Below are 26,562 nucleotides of genomic sequence, written 5' to 3'. Positions count from 1 at the left end.
CGACCATGGTGACATTGACTTTCTCTGTGACTTTCTCTGTTACTTTCTCCACTCTCCACTCTCCCCCTGCCCAGCCCGAGCAAAGACGGCTTCTTAACATTGTCGACAGTTTCACGTAGACTTCGCTGCGCCCACCGCAGCCGATCTATTTACCGACCGAAACGTACCCACGTAGCGGTTACGAATACACATCGCTCATGCGGGCTCTAACACTAGATGAGGCTCTCCACCGTGCTTGAAGCTTACCGCCAACATGTCGAGGAGCGCGCCGCCGAAGGCGTGCCGCCGAAGCCGTTGAACGCCGAAATGACTGCCCAGTTGATCGAGCTGCTGAAACAGCCGCCAGCTGGCGAAGAGGCATTTCTCCTCGAACTGATCACCGATCGCGTACCACCGGGCGTCGACGAAGCCGCTTACGTCAAGGCAGGCTTTCTCACCGCTATCGCCAAGGGTGAAGCGACCTCACCACTGATCGACAAGATTCATGCGGTCAAGCTTCTCGGCACCATGCAGGGTGGATACAACATTGCCACGCTGGTCGAACTGCTCGACGATAGCGAGCTCGCTCAGGAAGCCGGCGAGCAGCTTAAGCACACACTGCTGATGTTCGACGCCTTTCACGATGTCGCCGAACGCGCCAAGAACGGCAACGCCATTGCTCAAGGCGTGCTCGAATCCTGGGCCGAAGCCGAGTGGTTTCTTGCCAAACCGGCTCTGCCCGAGAAAATCAGCATCGCCGTGTTCAAGGTGCCGGGCGAGACCAACACCGATGATCTCTCCCCTGCCCCGGATGCCTGGTCACGCCCGGACATTCCACTGCATGCCAACGCCATGCTCAAGAACCCGCGCGAGGGCATCGAGCCGGAAGTCGCCGGTACCAAGGGCCCGATGTCGCAGATCGAAGCGGTCAAGGCCAAAGGCTTCCCGGTCGCCTATGTCGGTGACGTGGTCGGCACCGGCTCCTCGCGCAAGTCCGCCACCAACTCGGTGCTGTGGTTCTTCGGCGACGACATTCCCCACGTGCCCAACAAGCGCGCCGGCGGTTTCTGCTTCGGCGGCAAGATCGCTCCCATCTTCTTCAACACTATGGAAGATGCCGGCGCCCTGCCGATCGAAATGGATGTCGACAAGCTCGAGATGGGCGACGTCATCGACGTCTATCCCTACGAAGGCAAGGTGACCCGGCACGACAGCGACGAAGTCGTCTCCACCTTCCAGCTCAAGACCCAGGTCATCCTCGACGAAGTCCGTGCCGGCGGCCGTATCCCGCTGATCATCGGTCGCGGTCTGACCGAGAAGGCCCGCAACGAGCTCGGGCTGCCGGACTCCGACATCTTCCGCAAGCCGGAGCAGCCGGTCGACACCGGCAAGGGTTTCACCCTGGCGCAGAAGATGGTCGGCAAGGCCTGCGGCATGGATGGCGTTCGCCCGGGCATGTACTGCGAACCGAAGATGACCACCGTCGGTTCTCAGGACACCACCGGCCCGATGACGCGGGACGAGCTGAAGGATCTGGCCTGCCTCGGCTTCCAGGCCGATCTGGTCATGCAGTCCTTCTGTCACACGGCGGCCTACCCGAAGCCGGTAGACGTCGAGACGCATCACACCCTGCCCGACTTCATCATGAACCGTGGCGGCGTCTCGCTGCGTCCTGGCGACGGCATCATCCACTCCTGGCTCAACCGTATGTTGCTGCCCGATACCGTCGGCACCGGCGGCGACTCGCACACCCGCTTCCCGATGGGCATCTCCTTCCCGGCGGGCTCGGGCCTAGTGGCCTTTGCCGCCGCCACCGGCGTGATGCCGCTGGATATGCCGGAATCGGTGCTGGTGCGCTTCAAGGGCGAGCGCCAGCCGGGCATCACCCTGCGCGACCTGGTCCATGCGATTCCCTACTACGCTATCCAGCAGGGCCATCTGACCGTCGCCAAATCCGGTAAGAAGAACATCTTCTCCGGCCGCATTCTGGAAATCGAAGGTCTGGAAGATCTCACCGCCGAGCAGGCCTTCGAGCTTTCCGATGCTTCCGCGGAGCGCAGCGCAGCGGGCTGTACCATCACGCTGGGTGAAGAGAGTGTGACCGAGTACCTGAACTCCAACGTCACGCTGCTGAAGTGGATGATCAGCGCAGGCTACGGCGATCGCCGCACGCTGGAGCGTCGCATCGAGGCGATGGAGGCCTGGTTGGCCGATCCGAGCCTGATGCGTGCCGATGCCGACGCCGAATACGCCGCGGTCATCGAGATCGACCTGGCCGAGATCGACCAGCCGGTGCTGTGCGCACCCAACGATCCGGACGACGCCCGCCTGCTCTCCGAAGTGGCCGGCACCCAGATCGACGAAGTGTTCATCGGTTCGTGCATGACCAACATCGGTCACTTCCGTGCCGCTGGCAAACTGCTCGAGAAGCAGCCCGCCGGTAGCCTGAAGACGCGTCTGTGGCTTGCGCCGCCGACCAAGATGGACCAACATCAGCTGACCGAGGAAGGTTACTACGGTATTTACGGCAAGGCGGGCGCGCGCATGGAAATGCCGGGCTGCTCGCTGTGCATGGGTAACCAGGCACGCGTGGCGCCGAAATCCACCGTCGTATCCACCTCTACCCGTAACTTCCCCAACCGTCTGGGCGACGGCGCCGATGTCTACCTGGCATCGGCAGAGCTCGCGGCAATCGCTGCCGTCGAAGGTCGCCTGCCAACGGTCGAGGAGTACAAAGCTACCATGGGCGAGTTCAATGCCATGGCGGGAGAAATCTACCGCTACTTGAACTTCCATGAGATAGAGGATTTCCAGAAAGCGGCCGCTACTGTCATTCCGGTCGCCCAGGAAGCCTGACACGTCTCTTCCGATGCTCGCAGCTTCAAGAAGAGGTCACCGAAACGCCCCGCCATGCGGGGCGTTTTTTTTGTCTCTTCATTTCGCCGGATGCCCGGTTTCACCTTACTGGTGGCGAACGGGCATCGTGACAAGACTAACGCTGCCGCTCCCTCGCACCGAGTTCCTCCAATAGCGACTCGCCGACACGCCATTGCGGCTGCCAATGCGCATCGTCGGCCGTGGCACGCTTTATTTCCAGTCGGTCGTCTTCCGTGGCAATGACCAGGTAGTCGATGGATAGGCGACGGTAGAGAGACGGCACTTCGCTGGGATAGCGAAGCGGCACGTCGTCGAGACGAATACCGTGCTGCCAGGGTTCGGTGGTGACTAACGCAAGGACATCGCAGTGGGAACGAAGTCGTTGCAACAGCCCATAGTGCGCGCTATCACTGCCACAGATGACGATGCGCTTTCTGTTATCGGTCCGGAAGGCTGGCAACCATTGTTTGATAGCAGAGAACATGGCATTCGACCTGATGGGAAAATGGAGACAAGTGACTGTCGGTCATGGGAAAGCTTCTGGCAAGCACAAGCAAGGCGTGATGGTTATCCCGTTTTCCAGCGGCTGCCATGTCGATTTCGACGTCTGCTCGGCCATTCCGGTCTACATGAGGCCATGTACGGGTATGCGTATCATCGCTGTTCTGCCAATATTTGCCACGGTCTGCCCAAATCGTGATTTCCATACTCTCTCACGATTGGCTGAGCAGACCATTCATGCTGAAGGCTTGATACCTCTCTACACACACGGACCGCGACAGTTTCCACAAGGAGTCACAACGTGAAATTCAAGGCTTTGTTCGCCCTCCCCCTAGCTTCCGTATCATTGATTGCCATGGCCCTGCCAGCCCAGGCAGCCAATGTCGACGGCCTCTATCTCGGCGTGGGGACCGGTTTCAGCTCGCTGAAGAACGACGACAGCGATGTCGGCGACTTCATCGAATCCGGTAGCGACGATTTCGATGTCGATGACGACGACAATGTCTACAAGGCGTTCGTCGGCTACGAATACAACCGCTACTTCGCTACCGAAGCCTTCTACGCCGATCTCGGCAAGGTCAGGTTAAAGGGTAATGATGTGTCGAATACGGATCTCGAGAGCAAGGCCTATGGCCTCAGCCTGGTCGGGAAATTACCGATTACCGACTGGTTCGAGCTTTTCGCCAAGGCGGGCATGGCGAAGTGGGAAACCGATGTCGACGGTCATCTTGGCAACGCCTCGGTCGATCTCGACGACAACGACGGCATCGATCCCGTTTACGGCGCCGGCGCTCAGCTCAACTTCCATCCGCTGCTATTGCGTGCGGAGTACGAACGCTACGACTTCGACAGCGATTACGAAATGGATTCGTTTACCGCCTCGGTAGGCTGGCAATTCTAGGCAGTGCTTGTCCCGGAACCGTTTCAAGCCGTCCGCCAAGGGCGGCTTTTTCGTTCGATGCCAGACACGCCTGGACTTGCGCGGATGACGGTTTGACGACAACACTGACAATCCATTCATCCTTGCCGTTACTCCGCCGCACCCACTCGATTCAGGAAGGAACGCCGCCTCCAAGCCATGCTAGCCCCTCGATCACTGATTCAGGACATCGCCCGACAGATTCGCGTCCATCTGCGCTCGCTGGTCGCCTTTCATCTCTTCTTCACGCTGCTGGCATCGGCCGTCTGGGTGCCGTTGTCGGCCAACACCCTCTCCGGCCTGCTTCACCGCATCGGTCGCCCGGTGCTCAGCAACGGTCAGATCTTGGACGTTGCGCTTTCGCCCTGGGGGTTGATATGGCTGCTCACGGCAACGGGGCTCAGCTTCCTGGTGATCTTCCTTCAACAGGCCGGGATGATGCTCGTCGTCTCGAACCCGGCCGGCAACCGCTATCGGGCGGCCATGGGCTCGCTATGGCACGTGTTGCGCCGATTCCCGGCGCTGGTGGCGCTCACCTTTCTTCAGGTAGGCAGCCATCTGCTTCTGGCCGCGCCGTTTGCCGTAGGGCTGGCCCACCTCTATGACGTCATGCTCGGTGATATCGAACCCTACATCCTGATTCATCTCAAGCCGCCGGTCCTGTGGGAGTTCCTGGCCGTCGCCACGCCCATCTTTCTGATCCTCGTCCTGCTGAGCGCCGCCCTCTATTTTCGCTGGTTCCTGGCACTGCCGGCGATGATGCTCGACAACCTGAAACCCGTTGCCGCGCTGAAGCGCAGCCGCGAACTGACCCAGGGGCGACGTCTCCCCATGGCACTGCTGGTGGTCGGCATCGCACTGCTCGTGGCAGCCATACCGATCGTTTTCTCCTTGAGCTTCAATGCTCTGGGCGGCGTACTGCTCGGCCATCTACCGGAACGCAACAGCGTGCTGGTGCCCGCCATGCTGACCTATCTGGCGCTGTATATCGTCGCCACCATCGCGCTCACGTTCCTGGGTATCGCGGCCAACAGCCTGCTGGTGATCACGCTCTATCATCGCGCCGTGGGTCGAGCCACCGTGTTCCGCCCTGCCGCGACGCCTCAACGTTCCGGCGTCATCGCCTGGGGCGCGGAGATCCTGCTGCTGATCTTCGCGCTCGGCCAGGCGGGCTGGATACTGCACGGCTTCGAGATAAACGATCATGTCACCATTACCGCCCATCGCGGCAGTTCGCTGGTAGCGCCGGAAAATACGCTGGCATCGATGAACCAGGCCATTGCCGACGGTGCCGACTACCTGGAGCTGGACGTGCGTCTGAGCGGTGACGGCCGGATCGTCGTGTCCCACGACAACGATCTGAGCCGACTGACCGGCGTCGACCGCCGGATCAGCGACATGACACTGGCGGAGATCGAACAGGTCGACGTCGGCTCCTACTTCGGCGATGCCTTCGTCGGCGAACGTATCCCGACCTTTCAGCAGATTCTCGACAACGCACGGGGCCGTATCGGGCTCTACGTCGAGCTCAAGCCCGCGCCCGGCACGGCCGAGGAACTGACCCGCAAGGTGATCGCGCAGTTGAACGCTGCCGACATGGCGGACCGGGCCGTCCTCGCCTCGCTGTCGCCGGAGGTCATCGAACGGGTCAAGACGATCGACGACGACATCCGCACCACGCTCTTTCTGCAATTCGTGCTGCCCGGCGCGCTCAATACCACCGATGCCGATATCATCGGATTGCGCCACACTCAGGCCACACCGAGCTTGCTGAGAACCATCCACGACACGGGCCGTGAAGTCGCGGTATGGACCGTTAACGGGATTGGCGACATGTCGCGCTATATCGACATGGGCGTCGACAACATTATTACCGATCGACCCGACGCGTTGACCGGCATTCTGGAAGAGCGCCGCGAGATGTCCGACGGCGAACTGCTGCTGGTGAAGTTGCGCAACTGGATTCGCACCTGAGGCAACGCAGCTCGCGGCACAGATGCCAACGGCCCCGGACAATATCTCTGCGCAGAAAAAAGCCGGCGCGAGAGTATCGCACCGGCTCGGTGGTTCTGTCGTCGGGCTCAGCCCAGCGTTTCGCCCGCCAGCATGAACCAGGTCTCCAGCACTGCATCCGGGTTCAGCGACACGGAATCGATCCCCTGCTCCATCAGCCACTTGGCCAGTTCCGGGTGATCCGACGGGCCCTGGCCGCAGATCCCCACGTACTTGCCCTGTGCCTTGCAGGCCTGGATCGCCATCGACAGCAGCTTCTTGACCGCAGGGTCACGCTCGTCGAAAAGGTGCGCGATGATGGCGGAATCGCGATCCAGCCCCAGCGTCAACTGCGTCAGGTCGTTGGAGCCGATGGAGAATCCATCGAAGTGCTCGAGAAACTCGTCTGCCAGCAGCGCGTTCGAGGGCAACTCGCACATCATGATGACCTTGAGAGCGTTCTCTCCACGCTTGAGACCATTGGCTTCGAGCAGATCGACGACGGCCTTGCCTTCGGCGGGCGTACGCACGAACGGCACCATGATCTCGACGTTGTTCAGCCCCATCTCGTCGCGAACGCGCTTCAAGGCTCGGCACTCCAGCTCGAAACAGGCGCGGAAATCGTCGGAGATGTAGCGCGAGGCGCCACGGAAGCCGAGCATCGGGTTCTCTTCGCCCGGCTCGTAGAGCTTGCCGCCGATCAGGTTCTCGTATTCGTTGGACTTGAAGTCCGACAGCCGCACGATCACGCGCTTGGGATAGAACGCCGCCGCTAGGGTAGAGATCCCTTCGACGAGCCGGTCGACATAGAAGCTGACCGGATCGGCATAGCCTGCCGTGCGGAGATCGATGGTCTGCTTCAGGTCAGGCGAGAGCGTGTCGTAGTCCATCAACGCGCGCGGATGCACCCCGATCATGCGATTGATGATGAACTCCAGCCGCGCCAGCCCGATACCTTCGTTGGGCAGTCCCGCAAAGGCGAAAGCCCGGTCCGGATTGCCGACATTCATCATGATCTTGAACGGAATTTCCGGCATGGCGTCGACGCTGGTGGTCTGGCAGTCGAAGTCGAGCTTGCCCTGGTAGACATGGCCGGTATCGCCCTCGGCGCAGGAAACCGTCACCTCGACATCGTCTTCCAGCAGTTCGGTGGCATCACCGCAGCCGACTACCGCCGGGATGCCCAGTTCGCGGGCGATGATCGCCGCGTGACAGGTTCGACCACCGCGATTGGTGACGATGGCGGAGGCCCGCTTCATGATCGGCTCCCAGTCGGGATCGGTCATGTCGGTCACCAGCACGTCGCCGGGCTGCACCTTATGCATGTCTTCCGGCGATTCCACCAGTTTGACCTTGCCCTGGCCGATGCGCTGACCGATGGCGCGACCGTCGACCAGCACGCGGCTCTTGCTCTTGAGCGTGAACCGCTCCAGCGTGCCACCTTCGAGATTCGACACCACGGTTTCCGGTCGGGCCTGGACGATATAGAGCTTGCCGTCGTCGCCGTCACGCGCCCATTCGATATCCATCGGCCGGCCGTAGTGCTGTTCGATGGTCACGGCCTGGCGCGCCAGCTCCATCACGTCTTCGTCACTCAGGCAGAACCGCTGGCGGTCCGCATGGGCGACATCGACGGTCTTGACCGACCGGCCCGCCGCGGCGTCATCGGTGTAGACCATCTTGATCCGCTTGGAACCCAGCGTACGGCGCAGCACGGCAGGCCTGCCGGCCGCCAGCGTCGGCTTGTGCACGTAGAACTCGTCAGGGTTGACCGCACCCTGCACGACCGTCTCGCCCAGGCCCCAGGCACCGGTGACGAAGACCGCATCCCGATAGCCGGATTCGGTGTCGAGGGTAAACATCACGCCGGACGCTGCCGTCTCGGAGCGCACCATCTTCTGCACACCGGCGGAAAGCGCCACGTTCTCGTGGGCGTAGCCGCGGTGCACACGATAGGAGATGGCGCGATCGTTGAACAGCGAGGCAAAGACTTCGTGGACCGCCCGCTTGACGTTGTCGAAACCGTCGATATTGAGGAAGGTTTCCTGCTGCCCGGCGAACGAGGCATCGGGCAGATCCTCTGCCGTCGCCGAAGAGCGCACCGCCACCTTGAGATTGGGGTGCTTCGCCTGCAGCGTCTGATAGGCGTCGGCCAGCGCGCTTTCGAAGGCGGGCGGCAACGGCGTGTCGATCACCCACTGCCGGACTTTCTCACCCACTTTGGCCAGCATTTCGGTGTCGTCGACGTCGAGCCTGGCGAGCTCTGCGTTGATTCGATCGTTCAAGCCGTCATGGGCCAGAAACTCGCGATAGGCATGCGCCGTGGTCGCGAACCCGCCCGGCACGGTGACGCCAGCGTCCGCCAGGTTGGAGATCATCTCTCCCAGCGACGCATTCTTGCCACCGACGCGCTCGACGTCGGACATCCCCAATTGCTCGAAAGTGATGATGAACGGTTCCAAAGTCATCTCCTGGTAGTCTCGTCCGGCCATGGTCCACGGACCATCTTCAACGGCATGTGGCGCGTTCCGCTGCACCTCGATGGAGCCAGAAGCTAACAGGCGATTTTCGGCTTAGCCAGAAGTTTAAAGGCGTAGAGTTTGGAGTATTTCTACAAGAATCCCGAGTTTTTCAGGATTTCTGTAGTCGACCACGGGAAGCCGCGCCCAGGACGACAACGAGTTGCCCGGACAGGGAATTTCGGCCGACAATGAGCCATCGACACACACGGATGAACGCCATGCCCCGCACCGCTTTCTTCATCTCCGACGGTACCGGCATTACCGCAGAAACGCTCGGTCGCAGCTTGCTCTCGCAATTCGAGAATACGGATTTCATCCAGGTCACCAAGCCCTACATCGACACGCTCGACAAGGCACGCTCGCTGGTCAGCATCATCGAAGCGACCGGCGAACGCGACGGCATGCGCCCCATCGTCATCGACACCATCGTCGATCAGTCGATTCGCGACATCGTCTCCCAGGCATCGGCGTTCAAGGTCGATATCTTTTCCACCTTTCTCGCCCCGCTGGAAGAAGAACTGGAGACCCATTCGACCTACACCGTCGGCCGAACCCATGCGATCGGCCGCGACGATGTCTACATGCATCGTATCGAGGCGGTGAATTTCGCGCTGGACAACGACGACGGTGCGCGCACGCACCAGTACCAGGAGGCGGACGTGATCCTGATCGGCGTCTCCCGGTGCGGCAAGACGCCGACTTCACTCTACCTGGCGCTGCAGTTCGGCATCCGCGCGGCCAACTATCCGCTGACGGAAGACGACCTGGACGACAACGGCATCCTCAACCTGCCGCCATCGCTGGCCAAGCATCGTCACAAGTTGTTCGGACTGACCATCGATGCTCGCCGACTATCGGCCATTCGCACCGAACGCCGGCCCGACAGCCGTTACTGCTCGATGGATCAATGCATGCAGGAGATCGGCCAGGCCGAAGCGCTCTATCGGCGCCACAACATTCCCTACATCGATACCACCCGCTTCTCGATCGAGGAGATCTCGACGCGGATGATGAACGAGACCGGGCTACAGAGACGATTCAGCCCGCGTTGAGCGGGCCGAAACGGAGCAAGAGAAGATTGTGAACAAGAGGAGATTGGGAAATCGCCAACAGGTCGGGCGCGCGTCACATCCCCTTGGGCGCGAAGATTCCCGGCGCGTTACGCCAGTAGCCCTTGTAGTCCATGCCGAAACCGAAGACGTAGCGGTCGACGACTTCCAGGCCGCAATAGTCGGCCTTGAGATCGGGCGAGGCCTTGCGATCATGACGCTTGTCGACCAGAACCGCTGTCGAAATGCTCGCCGCGCCAGCTTGCCGACAGTAATCCAGGATCGCCGCCAGCGTGGCTCCTTCGTCGAGGATGTCGTCGACGATCACCACGTGACGACCGGCCATGGGTACTTCCGGTGACACCCGCCAGAACAACTCACCGCCTCGAATTCCGCCGCGATAGCGCGTGGCGTGGAGATAATCGACTTCCAGGGGAAACCCGAGCCGCGTCAGCAAATGCCCGGTGGTGATCAGACCACCGTTCATGACGCAGTAGAAAACCGGCAGCTTGTCTCCCAGTTCGCGCGTGATATCGGTCGCCATGCGATCGAGCGCTCGCTCGACCTGAGCCTGATCGATCAGACAGTCCGCACTGTCCATGACTTCCTGCATCGAGCTCAGGGCGTCGATCGGTGGGGATTGAGTCATCGTTTACGATTCACCATACAATGAGCGGCGGCAGACCATCGAGCGCTGCCGCCGAAGAACGAGAAACGGTGCACGTCATTCGGATTCGCTGAGCGCTTCCAGACGTACGTGGGTACGCCGCCATCGGGAGATGGCGGCCAGCGATTCGAGGCTGGGACGCGCGCGCGCATAGCGCAGCTTGGCGATGCGCTGGGCCTGCCGGCCTTCGCAGGCGGCAACGACCTCGCGCGCCGCATCGGGCGCGTTGCAGATCACGGCCATGTCGCAACCGGCGCTCCAGGCGGCCTCGGCCCGCTCGCTGGGCGATCCGGCGGCATGCGCCGCGGCCATGGTCAGGTCATCCGAGAAGATGGCGCCCTTGAAACCCAGCTCCTCCCGCAGCATGCCGAGCCAGCTGGGCGAGAACCCGGCCGGCCGATCATCGAAGGCCGAATAGATGACATGCGCCGGCATGATGCCATCCAGCTTGCCGGCCAGCCGGGTGAAAGGAATCAGATCGTGCTCGCGCAGCTCCGCCAGCGAGCGCGGATCTTCCGCAACATCGAAGTGGGAATCCTGGCGCACCCCGCCATGGCCGGGAAAATGCTTGCCGATCGCCACCATTCCCGCCTCGTGAAGCCCTTCGATGAACGCGCCAGCCAAGGCCGTCACTACCTCGGGATCCGGCGAAAAACTCCGCGAACCGATGGCCGGCGACTGGTCGTCGTCGAGATCCAGAACCGGGGCAAAGGTCACATCGAAGCCGCAGGCCGCCATCTCCATACCCAGCAGCCAGCCAGTATCCTGCGTCAGCGTCAGCGCCGCTTCGGGAGACTCGGCGAATTGCCGCCCCAGCGTGGCCATGGACGGAATTTGTGTCACTCCCTCCTTCAATCGCTGTACCCGGCCACCTTCCTGATCGATGGCAACCAGGATATCGGGACGACATTCGCGGATCTGGCCGATCAGCCGTTGGGTAGTGGCAACGTCCGGTGCATTTCGAGCAAACAACAGTACGCCGCCGACCTCTGCACGAGAGATCAACTGCCGCTCTTCATCACGTAGCCGAGTGCCTTCGACATCCAGCATGACCGGACCGAGAGGTTGAGTCATAGCAAACACCTGAGACCATTGAGCGCCCGATTCTAGACGACACGGGGGATGCATGACAGAGGCAGCCCGCTACTGGGGCCCATTGGCCTACTCGGCGGCCGAACCGAGCTTCTCCAGCGACTCGGGTAGCGGTGCCTGCATGCCGGCAACCACCACGGGACGGAGATGCCGGATCAGTTCCCGTACCGACATGTGCTCCTGATACTCGCTGTCGGCGATATCCCGCAAGGCATCCAGGCCGGACAAGGTAAAGACCACGGTGCCCAGCATGAAATGCAGGCGCCAGAACCTTTCGGCATCGGGGAGGTCCGGCGTTGCCAGACGCAGGCACTCCACGAAGCGACGAAAGGTTTCGCCATAATGCTCCTGGATATAGCGCCGCAGATGGCCCTGCGCCTGCGCATATGCCAGACCCAGAAGCTTCATGAACACCTTGAGACTGTTGCGCTCGGCGGGCACCTCCAGAACCGTGATAGCGAGCTGCTCGAGCAGCACTTCCAGCGGTACCTGCTTGCCCTGATAGCGGGCCTCCAGCTCGTCGAGCGCCGCGTTCAAGCGTTCGGAGAACGGATCGAGATAGCGGGCAAACACCGCCTGGATGAGAGACTTCTTGGATCCGAAATGGTAATTCACCGCGGCCAGATTGACCTTGGCCCGCGTAGTGATGTTGCGCAGCGAGGTTTCGGCGAAACCCTTCTCGGCAAAAAGGACCTCCGCCGTATCGAGAATACGCGTAACGGTATCGGGTTGGGCCATGTCATACCTCGCGCCAGAGAACGGCAACCAAAGAACAACAACTTAGAACGATTACGATTCTAATCATTCCGCGACAAGAGGCACAATCCAGCATTTGGTCGGGCCCAAGTCGCAACGCCGACGACTCGAGCGCCGAAGGACTTCCCTCACCGGCAATGACTGGATACAATTCCAGGCTGTATACATGAACACGCCTGATCGACGATCACAATGATGGCACAGGCCCGGGAGAAACCAATGGCGAGACCGCTCACCGCACGGCAGCAAAACGTCTATGACTTCATCGTCAAGACGATGAGCGAATTCGGCTACCCCCCGACGCGGGCCGAAATCGCTCGGGCCCTGGGCTTTCGCTCTCCCAACGCTGCAGAGGAACACCTGCGGGCGCTGGACCGAAAAGGCGTCATCCGCATGATCCCCGGAACGTCCCGCGGCATCCGGCTGCCGGCCAATGGCAACGAGACCGAGCCCGCGGAGTCCCAGCCCCAGTCTCCCGGCTTGCCGATCATCGGGAGCGTCGCGGCCGGCAGCCCGATTCTCGCCACCGAGCATATCGATCGCTACTGTCCATTGCCGGCCGACTACTTTTCGCCGAGTGCCGACTACCTTCTCCGCGTACGCGGTCTCTCGATGAAGGATGCCGGCATCTTCGACGGCGACCTGCTTGCCGTGCACCGCACCCAGCAGATACGCGACGGCCAGATCGTCGTCGCCCGGATAGACGACGACGTCACCGTCAAACGCTTCCAGCGCGAAGGCAATCGCGTCACGTTGAGCGCCGAGAATGCCGACTTCGCGCCGATCGTAGTCGATCTCGAACACCAGCACCTGGAAATCGAGGGGTTGGGGGTCGGCGTCATCCGCGGCGGCAACGGCTCCGGCCTGCATTGAGGCGCGGGCCTCCGGTTTCATGCGCAAGATTCTGCATGCCGACTGCGACTGCTTCTATGCTGCCGTGGAGATGCGTGACAATCCTGCCCTGAGAGATATCCCCCTGGCGATCGGCGGTAGCGCCAATCGTCGTGGTGTCGTCGCCACCTGCAACTATCCGGCCAGGAAGTACGGCATACACTCCGCGATGCCCACGGCACGGGCGGTACGTCTCTGCCCTCAACTGAAAGTGCTATCGCCGGACTTCAACAAGTATCGCGAAGTCTCGCGACAGATTCAGGCCATCTTCCACGAGCTGACGCCGCTGGTCGAGCCGCTCTCTCTCGACGAAGCCTATCTCGACGTCACGGCGGTCACGCAGTTCCAGGGCAGCGCTACCTGGATGGCCCGCTGGCTCAAGGAAGAGGCACTCGCACGAACGGGAATCGTCGTGTCGGTCGGCGCCGCGCCCAACAAGTTTCTCGCCAAGATCGCCAGTGACTGGGACAAGCCCGATGGCCTGTTCGTGATCCCGCCGGAGGAAACGGAGTCTTTCATCACCGATCTCCCCGTCAAGAAGCTTCACGGTGTCGGCCCGGCGACGGCCGCCAAACTCGATGCCATGGGAATCGCCAATTGCCACGACCTGCGAACCCAGCCGCTGGACCGGCTACTGGATCAGTTCGGCAAGTTCGGCCAGAGGCTATATGAGCTGGCCCACGGCATCGACGAGCGGCCGGTCAACGTCTCCCGCGAACGCAAATCGGTCAGTGTCGAGACTACCTACGACCACGATCTTCCCGGTCTCGTCGACTGTCACCAGGCACTGGAGCCTCTAATCGAGAAGCTCCACGACCGCCTGGCACGGCACGGCGACCCGGCCATTGCCAAGCAGTTCGTCAAGATTCGTTTCAATGACTTTGCCAGCACGACGCAGGAAACAGGCGCTCGCGGTATCGTCCACGCACGGTTCCATGAACTGCTGAAGAGCGCCTGGCGTCGGGGAGAGCGGCCGGTTCGGTTGCTGGGCGTCGGGGTACGTCTGATGCCGGAACCGGACCAGCGCCAGCTCGGGCTGTTCGACGACACCGATCCCGGCTCGGTGTCGCCATGAGCCTCAAGCAATAGGCATCACGAGAACACTACGGTCTTGTTGCCGTGGATCAGCACCCGATCCTGCAGGTGCCAGCGCAGCCCCCGCGAGAGCACCGACTTCTCCACGTCACGCCCCAGGCGCACCAGATCCTGCGGCGTGTGGCAGTGCGATACGCGCTGGATGTCCTGTTCGATGATCGGCCCTGCATCGAGCTCTTCGGTGACATAGTGGCAGGTCGCGCCGATCAGCTTGACGCCACGATCGAACGCCTGATGGTAGGGCTTGGCGCCAGCGAACGACGGTAGAAAGCTGTGGTGGATATTGATCACACGCCCGGCGTAGCGCTGGCAGATATCCGGCGGCAGGATCTGCATGTAGCGGGCAAGGACCACGCTATCGGCTTCGGCCTCCTCGATCAGACGTTCGGTCCGGGCGAAGGCGGGACCCTTGTCCCGAGGATCGACCGGCACGTGATGGAACGGGATACCGTGCCACGCCGCCAGCGGCCGCAGATCCTCGTGATTGGAGATCACGCAAGGAATGTCACAGTCTAGCTCTCCGGCCGACCAGCGGTAGAGTAGATCGACCAGGCAGTGAGACTCCCGCGACACCATGATCACCACCCGCGGGCGGCGGGCAGAATCGCTCAGCCGCCAGTCCATCTCGAACTCATCTGCAATCGGCGCGAACGAAGCCCGGAAAGCATCCGCGCTCAGGGCGTTGGACTGGATATCGTAACGCATGAAAAAGCGCCCCGTATCCAGGTCGGAATGCTGGTTGGCTTCGACGATCGAGCCGTTCTGGGCAGCGATGAAGCCCGACACGCGCGAAACGATGCCCACGCGATCGGGACAGGAAACGATCAAACGGTAATTGTGCGACATGGCTCTCGGAACTATTTTTTAACTCGAAAAGACGCTTTGACTCGAAAAGACGCTTTGACTCGAAAACATGCCCTGGTTCGGAAACGCCCTGGAGCCCTGTTCAGCACAACGGATAGGGCTCGGCGCGCCCCGGCACGGCCTGCCACGTCAGCGAGAGCGGCATTGTACCCCAATGCCGAGCGTCGGCCAGCGCCGCGATGGGTTTGAGCGGGTCGAGACGCATGACTTATAGTGAAGCCAGATTTCACCCTTTAAGGATGCCGATGTTTCGTCCGCGCGCGCAGATCCGCCCCCGCACTTACCCACCACTGCTGTTCCACCCTCTGGGTGGCTGCGGTGAGATCGGCATGAATCTGTCGCTCTATGGTTACGAAAACGACTGGATAGCCGTCGACTGCGGCATGATGATTCGTCAGGATCTGCCGGATCAGCCTTTGCAGATTCCCGATGTCGAGCATCTGGCAACCCAGGCGATGGTGCCCTCTGCCGTCTACATCACCCACGGCCACGAAGACCACCTTGGCGCCCTCGCCTGGATCTGGCCACGCTGGAACTGCCCCGTCTACGCCACCCCGCTGGCCCTCGAGCTGCTGCGAGCCAAGTTCATCGAACAGGGGCTCAAGACCGACGCGCTCAAGCCTATCCAGCCCGGCGCCAGCGTGACGACCGGCCCTTTCGAGGTCACCTTTTTGCCGGTGACGCATTCGATACCGGAAAGCTGCGCCCTCTCGATCATCACGCCGCGCCATCGCATTCTGCATACCGGCGACTGGAAGCAGGACCAGCGCCCGCTCATCGGCCCGCCGCTATCCGCCGCCCAATTCCAGGCGCTGGCTCCGGTGGACCTGGTGGTGGCGGATTCCACCAACGCCGATGTGGAAGGCCACTCGCGCAGCGAAGCGGAAGCCGCAAGCGCGCTGGAGGCGGTCATCCGCAACTGTCGCGGTCGTGTCATCGTCAGCTGCTTCGCCAGCAATATCGCCCGGATCAAGGCGCTGGGCGGCATTGCGGAACGCAGCGGGCGGCGAGTGGCACTGCTGGGCCGTTCGATGGAACGCATGGTGTCGATTGCCCTGCAACTCGGGTATCTGGATGACTTCCCGTCCCGAGTGCCGGCGAACGATCTCGGCTACCTCCTTCCCGAGGAAGTCCTGATCATCGCCACCGGAAGTCAGGGCGAGCCCCGTTCGGCATTGTCACGCATGGCCCAGGGCAGGCACCCCGCCCTGGACCTGCAACCGGGCGATGACGTCATCTTCTCGGCCCGGGCCATTCCGGGCAACGAGCGCCCCATCGAACGGCTCAAGGCCGGCTTCAAAAGGCTCGGCGTCAACGTGCACGACGAACATACCGATCCTGCCCTTCACGCCTCGGGACATCCGGCGCGAGAAGAGCTGCGTCAGCTCTACCGCTGGATACAGCCAAAACTGCTGCTGCCGGTGCATGGAGAAGCCTCGCACCAGGAAGCCCATCGCGAACTGGCGTCCGAGCTCGGCATTGAAGTCCCCCAACTGGTCAAGAACGGCGCCGTGCTTGCCCTGGAAGCGGAAACGTTGGTACCCAGAGCTCAGCACCACCTACGACCGCAACTGATTGCCTCGCGCGCCCGTCCCGGTGAGCGCATGCATCCGGTTTCCGCTCGTCAGCACGCGCATTCGCTGTCGATTGCAATGAACGTGCTACCGACCGCGACGGGCTGGACTCGAATCGGCCGGCTGATGTGGGATAGCGAAATATCGCTACCCCTGGACGAGGACGCCCTGGCTGACTGGCTCGATGAGCGCGTAGATTCGATCAAGGCGGATACGCTGCTGCAACTGCGGCAACAGCTCTTCGGCCCGCTGCGTGACTGGCTACAGGACCACCTTCCCGTTCTCCCGGAAATTCACCTTCAATTAATGCCGGTCGACCCTCAGCCGGAGTATGAAGTGCGCACGGCATCCTCACGCTAGCGCCTGCTGCCGTGAAAGCGGCGTAAACCTGGTTTGATATATCGCACGAACACAAGCGTATTTCGAAATAGCCAGGTCAGGTGCCTAGAGAAAGAAGTTTGGCCGGCACCTCGGATGTGCTTAAACAGAAAAGCGCGCCTGCTTTACAGCAGACGCGCTTTATATAAAACGAACATTAGAGACCCGATAGAGTCACTCAGTCGGCAGCTACGTCGCGTGCGACCATACAGGCAACACCACGCGACATGGCATCACGCGCGGAATCAGCCCTTGCTGGCATTCTTGGGCGGACGACCCCGGCGTTTGCGCGGCTGCTCACCGACAAGATCATCCATAGACAATCCGGCATTGTTCATCGCCTCGCGGATCTCAGCCAACTTCTTTTGCTTGTCGGCTTCCTCTCGCAGGCGTTGATGATCTTCCTGCTGCTTCTGTTCGATCACTTCCCCGATGACTTCGGACAGCTTGTGCAACTGCTCCATGCTCAGTTGACGCGCTGCAGCTCGAGCAACGTTCTTGTTGCGAGCAATGCGTTCCAGTGATTCGGTGGACATCGTCCTCTCCTTGCTAGATTCCGATACGGCATTACACCGACTGTTTTGATAAAAGTATATTCTTACTGCCCTTTTTGGCAAGAAATTAAATCAGAAAAGCACGCGTTATTCGCGTGCCTTTTGTCGAGAAAATGTTTTGGGGGGGCAGGGAGAAAAGTGCATTAACCGCCGGTCATATTCATGAAGCGGACAACTTGTACGTCACCATCAGTCGAGAAGTGATGGCGCTCCGGCTTCAAATCCATGGCTGCGATAATCTGATCCTTCAAGGGTTCCAGCTCTCCCGGATAACGGCGCAAGGTGTCACGCAGATCCACCGAATGCTCGTTGCCCAGGCAGAGCAGCAATCGGCCTTCGACCGTCACGCGAACCCGATTGCAGGTACTGCAGAAGTTATGACTATGAGGCGAGATGAAACCCACCCGGCTGTCACTGTCGGGCATCCGGAAGTAACGCGAGGGCCCCAATGTCGTTTCCGGCGACGGAATCAGAGCGTGGCGAGACTCGATCGATGTCTGAACGTCGTCGCTGGAATAGAAAGTCTCGCCACGGGAATGATCCGATACATCACCCAGCGGCATTTCCTCGATGAAACTGATATCCAGTTGCTCTTCGCGGGCGAAGTCCACCAGATCGAGAATCTCGTCATCATTGCGACCGCGCAATATGACCGCATTGAGCTTGATACGCTCGAAGCCGGCATCCTGCGCCGCATGAATGCCGTCGATGACCTTGGCCAAATCTCCCGTTCGCGTCAGCCGCTTGAAACGTTCCGGATCCAGCGAATCCAGGCTGACGTTGAGACGAGTCATGCCACCTTCACGCAACGCCCGGGCGTGACGACGAAGCCCGGCACCATTGGTCGTCATGGCGAAGTCTTTCAACCCCGGCAGCGCGCCGATATCCGTTACCAGATCATCGATCCCCTTGCGCACCAGAGGCTCGCCGCCGGTCAGGCGAATCTTTTCCACGCCCAGCTCCGTGAAGGCTCTCGCCACCTGCGACAGCTCTTCCAGCGACAGAACCTCTGCGCGAGGTAGGAAGGTCATCTCTTCGCTCATGCAGTAGACGCAGCGAAAATCGCACCGATCCGTCACCGAGATCCGGACATAACGAACCTGACGCGAGAACTTGTCTATCAAAACGGTCATGAATGCTCCCAGCGACTCGCGGCTTCGCGGTCGCTTTGCCGTTCGGACACCCAGTAAGAGCCGTTATCGGTATGCTCCTTTTTCCAGAAAGGGGCCCGTGTTTTCAGATAATCCATGATGAAATCGCACGCCTCGAACGCCGCGCGGCGGTGCGCACTGGCAGTCATGACCAGCACGATAGCATCCCCGGGTGCGAGACGCCCGACCCGATGAATGATGGTAACGCCCTGCAGTGGCCAACGTTGCCCGGCTTCGATGCCGATCTCATGCAGCGCCTTCTCCGTCATTCCGGGAAAATGCTCCAGCGTCAGTGCAGTGACATCAGGTCGTTCGTTGAAATCCCTGACCCACCCGGTAAAGCTGACGATGGCACCGATATCGGAACGCCCTTCCGTCAGACGCTCTTGTTCCACCCTGGTGTCAAAAGCGTCTTCCTGTACGTTGATGGCAATCTTCATGACGGCTCCTTCTCGTTCAACCGCCGGTAACCGGAGGAAAGAACGCGATTTCGTCACCCGGCGCAATCGCAGCTTCGTTCTGGCTCATGGCTTCGTTGCGCGCGCACAGGACACGCTGATTCAGCAACGCCTTGTACTTCGGATCCTGGTCGATCAATGCCAGCTTGATGCCGGCAATGTCATGGGAAGGAAGCCGGGCCCATTCCAGAACATACTCGGCAGTCTCGAAGCGCTCGCGCAGCTCTGCCAGAAACTGAATCTTCACTCCGCTCGTCGGCGATATCGCAGCCGACTCTTCCGCTGACACTTCCGCTTCCGGCGACGAGTCATTGTCAGACGCCACCGCCGCCTCGGGCATCGGCTCCCGCGACCAGTTCCCCGAACGTCCGCCGCGCTTTTCTTCCAGACGTACGCCGTCGATGGTCATGCCCTTGTCGACTGCCTTGCACATATCATAGAGCGTCAGGCACGCCACCGAGACCGCCGTCAGCGCTTCCATCTCGACGCCAGTGCGCCCATTGAGCCGACAGAATGCCTCGACATGAACGCAGTTCTCGGCCGCATCCAGCGTAAATTCGATGGTGACCTTCGACAGTGCCAAGGCGTGACAGAGCGGTATCAGTTCATGGGTCCGCTTGGCCGCCTGGATGCCGGCGATTCTCGCCGTGGCCAGAACATCGCCCTTAGGCAACCCGCCCTCGGACAACAGCGCCAGGGTCGCTGCCTGCATATGAACGCTGCCACGCGCCCGTGCCTCCCGCCGCGTCTCCTGCTTGTCGGCGACATCGACCATGTGCGCTTCACCACGCGCGTTGAGATGCGTGAGCGTCATACTGAATTCGCCTCGCTTTCCAGTCATTGGATCAAACGTTGAGTGTAGTGTGGATGGCGTAACGACGCCTGTCATTCATCGGGCAAGATTCGGGGACATTCCAGGGTTTCAGCAATTTGCACCGCTGCCATTCAGCGCTTTGCGCTGCGCTGTCCCGCTGCCCAATCGACGATCCAGTCAAGAATGCCATCGAGATCATCCAGATCCAGATATGCCATCCCCGCCGGCAACCGATCGAGAATCTCGGAAGGCATCTCCTCCGGCTTGCAGGCCAGCGCCCGAACCCAGGGATCGGTGCCGGCAGCCAGCGGCCGGTCGTGGTCACCGCGATACAGCTCGAGCTTGGGGATAGGCCAGGTCTTGAAGCCCTCGACCAGAATCAACGCGGGCTTCAGGGTCGCAACCTGCGCTACCAACAGCGGCAGATCGGGCTCTTGTCGACCGGGCGTTTCCATCATCAGCGCAAAACGGCTGCCGGACGCCACCACCATCGGCGCGGCTCCCGCCTCGCGCAGACGATGGCTATCCTTGCCGGGCTTATCGACATCGAATTCGTGGTGGGCATGCTTGATGACGGCAGTCGGCCAGCCCCGTTCGCGCAGTCGCGGCAGCAAGGCTTCCAGCAGTGTCGTCTTGCCGGTGCCACTCCAGGCGGCGATACCCAGCAAGGGAATATCGCATTCGAGCCCTTCGACGCCGCTATCCATCATGGCTGCCCTGCGACGCGTTCACGTGAGCCTCGTGCTGCTCCGCCCAGGCATGCTGCTGCGGGGTGTTGAGATTGGCCAACCGTGCGCGGTGGGCCGAAAAGTCGACCTGGCACCAGCGATGCCGATCATACCAGGCGACGACCTTGCCGCCGCCCGCCTCCAGCCATTGCGACAGATCCTCTCGTAGCGAGCTGCGCACCAGCGCGATCAAGGGCTGCAGCCGCTCGCCATCATGCGCGACCGCGATATCCGCCTCGCCGATCCCGTTCGCAAGTCGGCTCAGCATGTCGGCCGGCAGCCAGGGCATGTCCACGGGCGCCAACAGAACCCAAGGCGTGGAAACCGTCTGCAGGGCACCCAGCACGCCGGTCAATGGGCCGGGATAGTCGGGCATCGGATCGGATACCACGGGGTAGCCCAGACGCCGATAGCGATCCACGTGACGGTTGGCACTGATGACGATCTGACCGACCTGAGGCGAGAGGCGCTGTAACGCATGCCCGACCAGCGGTCGGCCACCGAGGCTCAGCCAGCCCTTGTCGACGCCTCCCATGCGCTGCCCGCGCCCTCCCGCGAGCAGCACTCCCGTGACCTCGGCACGCTCGATCACCGCGTACCGAAGATCTTGTCGCCGGCGTCACCCAACCCAGGGACGATATAGCCGTTCTCGTCGAGACGCTCGTCGACGGACGCGGTGTAGATCTCGATATCGGGATACGCCTTCTGCACCCGCTCGATCCCTTCCGGAGCGGCGACCAGCACGATCACCTTGATCTGCTGACAGCCACGCTCCTTGAGCATGTCCAGCGTAGCCACCATCGATCCCCCGGTGGCCAGCATCGGGTCGATCACGATCGCCAGACGTTCGTCCAGGTCGCTCACGAACTTCTCGAAATAGGGAACCGGCTCCAGCGTCTCTTCGTTACGATAGAGCCCCACGACGCTGATACGCGCACTGGGAATGAGGTCGGTCACGCCATCGAGCATCCCCAGGCCGGCGCGCAGGATGGGAACGATGGTGACCTTCTTGCCCTTGATCTGTTCGACATCGATCGGCGAACCATTCCATCCCTCGATGGTCGCCGGTTCCACCTCCAGGTTCTGAGTCGCCTCGTAGGTCAGCAACTTCGCCACTTCGCAAGCCAGCTCACGGAAGCTCTTGGTGCTGATGTCGGCCGCCCGCATCAGTCCGAGCTTGTGTTTGACCAGGGGGTGGGAGATGGGATGCACACTCATGATGGCGCCTTCGTCTAAATGGAGGAAACGCCGGTATTGTACGCGACGAGCCGGGGGTCAGGCGACGCTGACGGGCAATTGCCAGTCGACGGGCGCCGCGCCGCGTTCCTGAAGAAAGGCGTTGGCTTGCGAGAAGTGGCGCGTGCCGAAGAATCCACGATGCGCCGACAGCGGCGAAGGGTGCGGGGCATGCAGCACCAGATGCTTGCCACGATCGACGAAGCTCGCCTTCTTCTGGGCATAACTGCCCCAAAGCAGGAACACCACGCCGCTGCAGTGTTCGTTGATGACCTGAATGGCACGATCCGTGAAGGTCTCCCAGCCGCGATTGCGATGGGAGCCGGCATTGCCCTGCTCCACCGTCAACACGCTGTTCAGCAGCATCACGCCCTGGCTAGCCCAACTTTCGAGGAAGCCGTGATTGACCGGACTCGTGCCGACATCCGTTGCCAACTCCTTGTAGATGTTCTGCAGCGAGGGCGGCGTCGGCACGCCCGGACGTACCGAAAAGCAGAGCCCATGAGCCTGGTTGGGCCCGTGGTAGGGATCCTGTCCCAGTATCACCACCTTGACCTGTTCCAGCGGCGTCAACTCGAAAGCGCGAAACCAGTTGGAAGAATGAGGATAGATGACCTTGTGGGCCGCCTTTTCCTCGGCGAGAAAGGCGCGCAGCGCCTGCATGTAAGGCGCACTGAATTCCTCGCCGAGATGAGCGTTCCAGCTATCGGGTAACGGGGATTGAGGCATCGACTCGCTCCGCATCGGTCAGGGTTTTGGCGAACGCACCTGATCCACCAGAGGCTCGACGTAGGCATGCCCCAGATCCCATGGGAACTGAATCCAGCAGTCCTGGGCCACTTCGGTCAGGTACTGGTCGACCAGCGGCCGCCCTTCCGGCTTGGCGTAGACGGTAACGAAATGCGCCTTGGGCAGCATCTCGCGCACGGCCCGGGCGGTCTTGCCGGTATCCACCAGGTCATCGACCAGCAGCCAGCCGTCGCCATCGTGGTCGACGCCTTTCATGACGTCCAGCTTGCCCTGGGACTGTTCGTCGTAGCTCTTGATGCAGACGGTATCGATGAGACGGATATTGAGCTCGCGGGCGATCAATGCTGCCGGAATCAAGCCGCCGCGCGTAATCGCGACGATGCCCTGGAAGTTTCGCTCGACGAGCTGATGACAGAGCGCCCGGACATCGCGATGGATCTGATCCCAGGAAACGGTGAAATGGTGGTGATAGCGATTGACGGTCATGGCAGGTCCAACCTGTTGATCGGGCCACCATCGGGCGATGGCGGCGGCAGGAATCATTCGTCTTCGGTAAAACTGCAAACCGCGAAGACGCTATAGCCGGCCTCACGAATCTTGGCCGAGCCGCCCAGTTCCGGCAGATCGAGGATGGTTGCCGTCTCGACGACATGGCCACCGCTGCGCTGGATCAGCGACGCGGCTGCCAGCATGGTGCCGCCCGTAGCGATGATGTCGTCGATCAGCACGATACGGTCACGCTCGCGAAACGCATCGGCATGGAGCTCGACCGTCGATTCGCCATACTCCAGCGTGTACGTCTCGCTGATGGTTCGAAACGGCAGCTTGCCCTTCTTGCGCACCGGCACGAAGCTGCAGCCCAGCTCGTAGGCCAGCGGCGCACCGACGATGAACCCGCGCGCGTCGATCGCCGCAATGGCATCGACCTCGAGCTCCTGATAGCGATGCACGAAGCTGTCGATCAGCTTGCGAAACGCGGCACTGTTCTGAAGCAGCGGCGTGATATCACGAAAATTGACGCCGGGCTGAGGCCAATCGGGCACTGTGCGGATGACCGACTTGATATAGTCGCCGTAGATACTGCTGCTCATCGAAGAAACTCCATTGACCGAACACGGCGCACCGAAGAACGATAAATCGCAAAACGATTGATCCTGGCGCAAAGGCGCCTATGTTACCCAAGCCAACGCCAGGGCGCGACCTGTCGCGACGACCGCGATTATCGTCACGCCCCGCCAGCCGATCGATCGCGCGAGACCAGCACGCGCTCCACCGTTTCGACGATGGCCTGGGTCTGCGGATCGATCTCGATGTTGACCCGATCCCCCGGCAGACGCTCGCCGATCGTCGTCCTGGCCAGCGTTTCGGGAATCAGGTTGACGCAGAAGCGCTCGGCTTCCACCTCCCCGATCGTCAGGCTGATGCCATCGATGCCGATATAGCCCTTGTCGAACACGAATCGCGCCAGCGCCGCCGGCAGCTCGAACCACAGCCGACGGTTGTTGGGCGCCTCGTCGATCTCCACCAGCCTGGCCATTCCCATGATATGGCCGGACATGGAATGACCGCCGATCTCGTCGCCGAAACGTGCCGCCCTTTCGAGATTGACCCGGTCCCCCGTGGCGAGGTCACCCAGGTTGGTCAGGCGCAGGGTTTCCCGCATCAGATCGAAACTGACATTGTCGCCATCGATGGATGTCACCGTCAGGCAGCAGCCGTTGTGAGATACCGATGCGCCCAGCGTCAGACCCTCGCGCATCACTGGCGCCATCGATACCACGTGCGTGCGCAACTGCTCACGTTCCTCGATCGCCACCACGGTCCCCACATCCTGCACGATCCCGGTAAACATGAACCTCTCCCTCGCCTGAAGCGGATGACGAGCCGCCGACGGCAGACGCCCTCGACGACCCACAAGAACGAGAATTCTAGCACGCCGCCGCTGCTCGCCAGGAAATTGACGCCCTCGTCGGCTGACTCTAAGATTGCCCACAATTCATCGCGCCGATTTGTTCCCGATTGCAGGCGCGCCGGTCTCCGGGCAATCTCGCTAAAAGGGTGTGTCCAGCGTTGATGGCCACCCGAACGGGTGGCCTTTTTTCGTTTCGATCAGCCAGCACATTCAACTGGTCAGCCTATCTAACCAACCCTGGCAGAGTCCGCCGTGTGGATGTCATAAGGCGCATCGCGCGAATGATCCAGCGCCTTGCCGGCGATGTAATAGACTACTGCGCCCAACAGCGAGCCAGTAAACCAGCCATAGTCGTAGAACCACTGCCACAGCCCCGTGGTCAACGACATCAGCGTCAGCACCACCGGTACGCCGAAGGCGATGAAACCGGCCATGTTGATTGCCGGGTAGCGGCCGTCATCGCGGTAGAGCGCGGCCACATCCAGACGCTGACGCTTGATCAGAAAGTAGTCCACCGCCATGATCCCGGCGATCGGCCCCAGCAGGCTCGAGTAACCCAGCAGCCAGTTGGAATAGAGACTCTCAAGCGTCACGTCGGAGACGATCACCCCCGCCTTCTGCAGCAGGTCATACCCCATCAGCAAGGTACCGACCAATCCGGTCAACAGCACACCGCCCGTGCGATTGATCAACTTGGGGGCGATGTTCTGGAAATCATTGGTCGGCGAAACGATATTACCCGCCGTATTGGTCGAGATCGTGGCGATCACGATCAACACCATGGCGATCGATACCCAGACTGGGCTATCGATATGACCAATCAACGTGACTGGATCGGAGACGGTCTCCCCTACCAGCGAAGCCGATGCCGCTGTCATCACTACCCCCAATGCGGCGAAGAAGAACATGGTCAGCGGAAGCCCGATAACCTGGCCTACGATCTGATCTTTCTGGCTCTTGGCGAAGCGGCTGAAATCCGGAATGTTAAGTGACAGAGTTGCCCAGAATCCGACCATCGCCGTGAGTCCCGAAAGAAAGTAGGTCGTTACCGATGCGTCTTCCGGTCGCGACGGTGGCTGCGCCATCAACTCGCTCAGCGAAACGTGCGGCAGCGCCCATATCATCAACCCGATGGCGACGAGCAACAGCAACGGCGCCGACAGTGTCTCGAGCCACTTGATCGACTCCGCACCGCGAATCACCACCCAGAGATTCATCGCCGCGAAGATGAAGAACCCGAGAACTTGTCCCCAGCCGCCCAGCGATTGCCACGGCGGCACGATCGCGGATAGCAGCAGATGAATGGCCAAACCGCCGAACATCGTCTGAATGCCGAACCAGCCGCAACCGACCAGCGCACGGATCAAGCAAGGGACATTCGAACCTCGGATGCCGAACGAAGAACGCAACACTACCGGAAAGGGAATGCCGTAGCGGGTCCCGGGAAAGGCGTTCAACGTCAGCGGAATCAACAGAATCACATTGGCCAGCAGAATCGCGACCAAGGCCTCGCCCACACTTAGCCCGAAATAGGCAGTGAGCACCCCGCCGAGGGTATAGGTCGGCACGCAAATCGAAAGTCCGACCCAGAGCGCGGCGATGTTCCATTTCGACCAGGTTCGCTCGCTGGCCGTCGTCGGCGCAATATCGTGATTGAAAAAGGCACTGTCGCGGACGTCGTCGCCGAGACTGAGCTCGATCTTGCCGTCACGTTCGACCATGCGAGAAGCGGATATTGTCATTGTGTGTCTCCGATCCCGTGGTGACCCCTCAAAGGGCCAAGAAGTTCTTGGAAGGTCGTGA

26 protein-coding genes are annotated in these 26,562 nt (G+C 61.0%); 8 read left to right on the top strand and 18 right to left on the bottom strand.

Annotated features, from left to right (window positions below):
- Positions 1–231: 231 nt before the first annotated feature.
- A complete protein-coding gene (acnB, locus tag CCD76_RS07010; RefSeq protein ID WP_087718879.1) occupies positions 232–2,835 on the top strand; it encodes a bifunctional aconitate hydratase 2/2-methylisocitrate dehydratase in 2,604 nt (867 codons plus the stop codon).
- A 136-nt stretch (positions 2,836–2,971) separates the two neighbouring features.
- On the opposite strand, the gene CCD76_RS07005 is transcribed toward acnB, so the two are convergent.
- Positions 2,972–3,340 carry a nucleoside-diphosphate sugar epimerase/dehydratase gene (locus CCD76_RS07005; protein WP_087718821.1) on the bottom strand — a complete coding sequence of 123 codons (369 nt, stop codon included), beginning with the start codon at positions 3,338–3,340 and terminating at the stop codon, positions 2,972–2,974.
- Between CCD76_RS07005 and CCD76_RS19705 the strand changes: the two genes are divergently transcribed.
- The 3 genes from CCD76_RS19705 to CCD76_RS06995 all read left to right on the top strand — a co-directional run bounded on the left by CCD76_RS19705 (position 3,339) and on the right by CCD76_RS06995 (position 6,250).
- Positions 3,339–3,662 carry a hypothetical protein gene (locus CCD76_RS19705; protein ID WP_143543259.1) on the top strand — a complete coding sequence of 108 codons (324 nt, stop codon included), beginning with the start codon at positions 3,339–3,341 and terminating at the stop codon, positions 3,660–3,662. The two genes, CCD76_RS07005 and CCD76_RS19705, sit on opposite strands and share 2 nt — an antisense overlap.
- Complete coding sequence (locus tag CCD76_RS07000) at positions 3,659–4,258, top strand: porin family protein (protein WP_256961185.1); 600 nt, start codon at positions 3,659–3,661, stop codon at positions 4,256–4,258. The genes CCD76_RS19705 and CCD76_RS07000 overlap by 4 nt, the downstream gene beginning before the upstream one ends.
- Positions 4,259–4,435: 177 nt before the next feature.
- Positions 4,436–6,250, top strand: coding sequence for a glycerophosphodiester phosphodiesterase (locus CCD76_RS06995; RefSeq protein ID WP_087718819.1), 1,815 nt, complete (start codon positions 4,436–4,438; stop codon positions 6,248–6,250).
- 107 nt (positions 6,251–6,357) lie between these two features.
- Here the strand turns inward: CCD76_RS06995 and ppsA are convergent, their stop codons facing one another.
- Positions 6,358–8,736, bottom strand: a complete 2,379-nt coding sequence (gene ppsA, locus CCD76_RS06990; RefSeq protein WP_373419406.1) for a phosphoenolpyruvate synthase — start codon at positions 8,734–8,736, stop codon at positions 6,358–6,360.
- A gap of 272 nt (positions 8,737–9,008) precedes the next feature.
- On the opposite strand from ppsA, the gene ppsR reads away from it, so the two are divergent.
- Positions 9,009–9,842 carry a posphoenolpyruvate synthetase regulatory kinase/phosphorylase PpsR gene (ppsR, locus tag CCD76_RS06985; RefSeq protein WP_087718878.1) on the top strand — a complete coding sequence of 278 codons (834 nt, stop codon included), beginning with the start codon at positions 9,009–9,011 and terminating at the stop codon, positions 9,840–9,842.
- 73 nt (positions 9,843–9,915) lie between these two features.
- Here the strand turns inward: ppsR and CCD76_RS06980 are convergent, their stop codons facing one another.
- The 3 genes from CCD76_RS06980 to CCD76_RS06970 all read right to left on the bottom strand — a co-directional run bounded on the left by CCD76_RS06980 (position 9,916) and on the right by CCD76_RS06970 (position 12,336).
- Positions 9,916–10,488 carry a hypoxanthine-guanine phosphoribosyltransferase gene (locus CCD76_RS06980; RefSeq protein ID WP_087718817.1) on the bottom strand — a complete coding sequence of 191 codons (573 nt, stop codon included), beginning with the start codon at positions 10,486–10,488 and terminating at the stop codon, positions 9,916–9,918.
- A 75-nt stretch (positions 10,489–10,563) separates the two neighbouring features.
- Complete coding sequence (gene nagZ, locus CCD76_RS06975; RefSeq protein ID WP_087718816.1) at positions 10,564–11,580, bottom strand: beta-N-acetylhexosaminidase; 1,017 nt, start codon at positions 11,578–11,580, stop codon at positions 10,564–10,566.
- An 87-nt stretch (positions 11,581–11,667) separates the two neighbouring features.
- Positions 11,668–12,336 carry a TetR/AcrR family transcriptional regulator gene (locus CCD76_RS06970; protein WP_087718815.1) on the bottom strand — a complete coding sequence of 223 codons (669 nt, stop codon included), beginning with the start codon at positions 12,334–12,336 and terminating at the stop codon, positions 11,668–11,670.
- Between the two features lie 237 nt (positions 12,337–12,573).
- Between CCD76_RS06970 and lexA the strand changes: the two genes are divergently transcribed.
- Together lexA and dinB are read left to right on the top strand one after the other, a co-directional pair.
- On the top strand, positions 12,574–13,227 hold the full coding sequence (gene lexA / locus CCD76_RS06965; RefSeq protein ID WP_087718814.1) for a transcriptional repressor LexA: 654 nt from the start codon (positions 12,574–12,576) through the stop codon (positions 13,225–13,227).
- Between the two features lie 19 nt (positions 13,228–13,246).
- Complete coding sequence (gene dinB, locus CCD76_RS06960; RefSeq protein ID WP_087718813.1) at positions 13,247–14,320, top strand: DNA polymerase IV; 1,074 nt, start codon at positions 13,247–13,249, stop codon at positions 14,318–14,320.
- A 17-nt stretch (positions 14,321–14,337) separates the two neighbouring features.
- Here the strand turns inward: dinB and purU are convergent, their stop codons facing one another.
- Positions 14,338–15,186 (bottom strand): formyltetrahydrofolate deformylase, encoded by an 849-nt coding sequence (purU, locus tag CCD76_RS06955; protein ID WP_087718812.1) that lies wholly within the window; start codon positions 15,184–15,186, stop codon positions 14,338–14,340.
- A gap of 263 nt (positions 15,187–15,449) precedes the next feature.
- On the opposite strand from purU, the gene CCD76_RS06950 reads away from it, so the two are divergent.
- Positions 15,450–17,138 carry a ribonuclease J gene (locus CCD76_RS06950; RefSeq protein WP_256961184.1) on the top strand — a complete coding sequence of 563 codons (1,689 nt, stop codon included), beginning with the start codon at positions 15,450–15,452 and terminating at the stop codon, positions 17,136–17,138.
- Between the two features lie 263 nt (positions 17,139–17,401).
- Here CCD76_RS06950 and CCD76_RS06945 read toward each other — a convergent pair whose 3' ends face one another.
- From CCD76_RS06945 to CCD76_RS06890, 12 genes are all read right to left on the bottom strand, one after another.
- Positions 17,402–17,692, bottom strand: coding sequence for an H-NS family histone-like protein (locus CCD76_RS06945; RefSeq protein WP_087718811.1), 291 nt, complete (start codon positions 17,690–17,692; stop codon positions 17,402–17,404).
- A gap of 161 nt (positions 17,693–17,853) precedes the next feature.
- Positions 17,854–18,843, bottom strand: coding sequence for a GTP 3',8-cyclase MoaA (gene moaA, locus CCD76_RS06940; protein ID WP_087718810.1), 990 nt, complete (start codon positions 18,841–18,843; stop codon positions 17,854–17,856).
- Positions 18,840–19,301, bottom strand: coding sequence for a molybdopterin synthase catalytic subunit MoaE (gene moaE / locus CCD76_RS06935; RefSeq protein ID WP_087718809.1), 462 nt, complete (start codon positions 19,299–19,301; stop codon positions 18,840–18,842). The genes moaA and moaE overlap by 4 nt, the downstream gene beginning before the upstream one ends.
- Positions 19,302–19,317: 16 nt before the next feature.
- Positions 19,318–20,133, bottom strand: coding sequence for a cyclic pyranopterin monophosphate synthase MoaC (gene moaC / locus CCD76_RS06930; protein WP_087718808.1), 816 nt, complete (start codon positions 20,131–20,133; stop codon positions 19,318–19,320).
- A gap of 131 nt (positions 20,134–20,264) precedes the next feature.
- Positions 20,265–20,840 (bottom strand): molybdopterin-guanine dinucleotide biosynthesis protein B, encoded by a 576-nt coding sequence (gene mobB / locus CCD76_RS06925; RefSeq protein ID WP_087718807.1) that lies wholly within the window; start codon positions 20,838–20,840, stop codon positions 20,265–20,267.
- A complete protein-coding gene (gene mobA / locus CCD76_RS06920) occupies positions 20,833–21,453 on the bottom strand; it encodes a molybdenum cofactor guanylyltransferase MobA (protein ID WP_087718806.1) in 621 nt (206 codons plus the stop codon). The genes mobB and mobA overlap by 8 nt, the downstream gene beginning before the upstream one ends.
- Positions 21,450–22,079: a uracil phosphoribosyltransferase gene (gene upp, locus CCD76_RS06915; RefSeq protein ID WP_087718805.1), complete on the bottom strand. Its 630-nt coding sequence runs from the start codon at positions 22,077–22,079 to the stop codon at positions 21,450–21,452. Before upp ends, mobA begins: the two co-directional genes overlap by 4 nt.
- A gap of 57 nt (positions 22,080–22,136) precedes the next feature.
- Entirely contained in the window at positions 22,137–22,826 is a 690-nt protein-coding gene (ung, locus tag CCD76_RS06910; RefSeq protein WP_087718804.1) for a uracil-DNA glycosylase, read from the bottom strand.
- 18 nt (positions 22,827–22,844) lie between these two features.
- Entirely contained in the window at positions 22,845–23,333 is a 489-nt protein-coding gene (gene gpt / locus CCD76_RS06905) for a xanthine phosphoribosyltransferase (RefSeq protein ID WP_087718876.1), read from the bottom strand.
- 53 nt (positions 23,334–23,386) lie between these two features.
- Positions 23,387–23,938, bottom strand: coding sequence for an adenine phosphoribosyltransferase (locus CCD76_RS06900; RefSeq protein ID WP_071230149.1), 552 nt, complete (start codon positions 23,936–23,938; stop codon positions 23,387–23,389).
- 134 nt (positions 23,939–24,072) lie between these two features.
- Positions 24,073–24,699 carry a riboflavin synthase subunit alpha gene (locus CCD76_RS06895; RefSeq protein WP_087718803.1) on the bottom strand — a complete coding sequence of 209 codons (627 nt, stop codon included), beginning with the start codon at positions 24,697–24,699 and terminating at the stop codon, positions 24,073–24,075.
- A gap of 287 nt (positions 24,700–24,986) precedes the next feature.
- Positions 24,987–26,501: an NCS1 family nucleobase:cation symporter-1 gene (locus CCD76_RS06890; RefSeq protein WP_087718802.1), complete on the bottom strand. Its 1,515-nt coding sequence runs from the start codon at positions 26,499–26,501 to the stop codon at positions 24,987–24,989.
- Positions 26,502–26,562 lie beyond the last annotated feature (61 nt).

This window comes from Salinicola salarius, from assembly GCF_002179555.1.
GTDB classification, from domain to species: Bacteria; Pseudomonadota; Gammaproteobacteria; order Pseudomonadales; family Halomonadaceae; genus Salinicola; species Salinicola salarius_A.
This window is presented reverse-complemented; position numbering and strand designations above follow the sequence as displayed.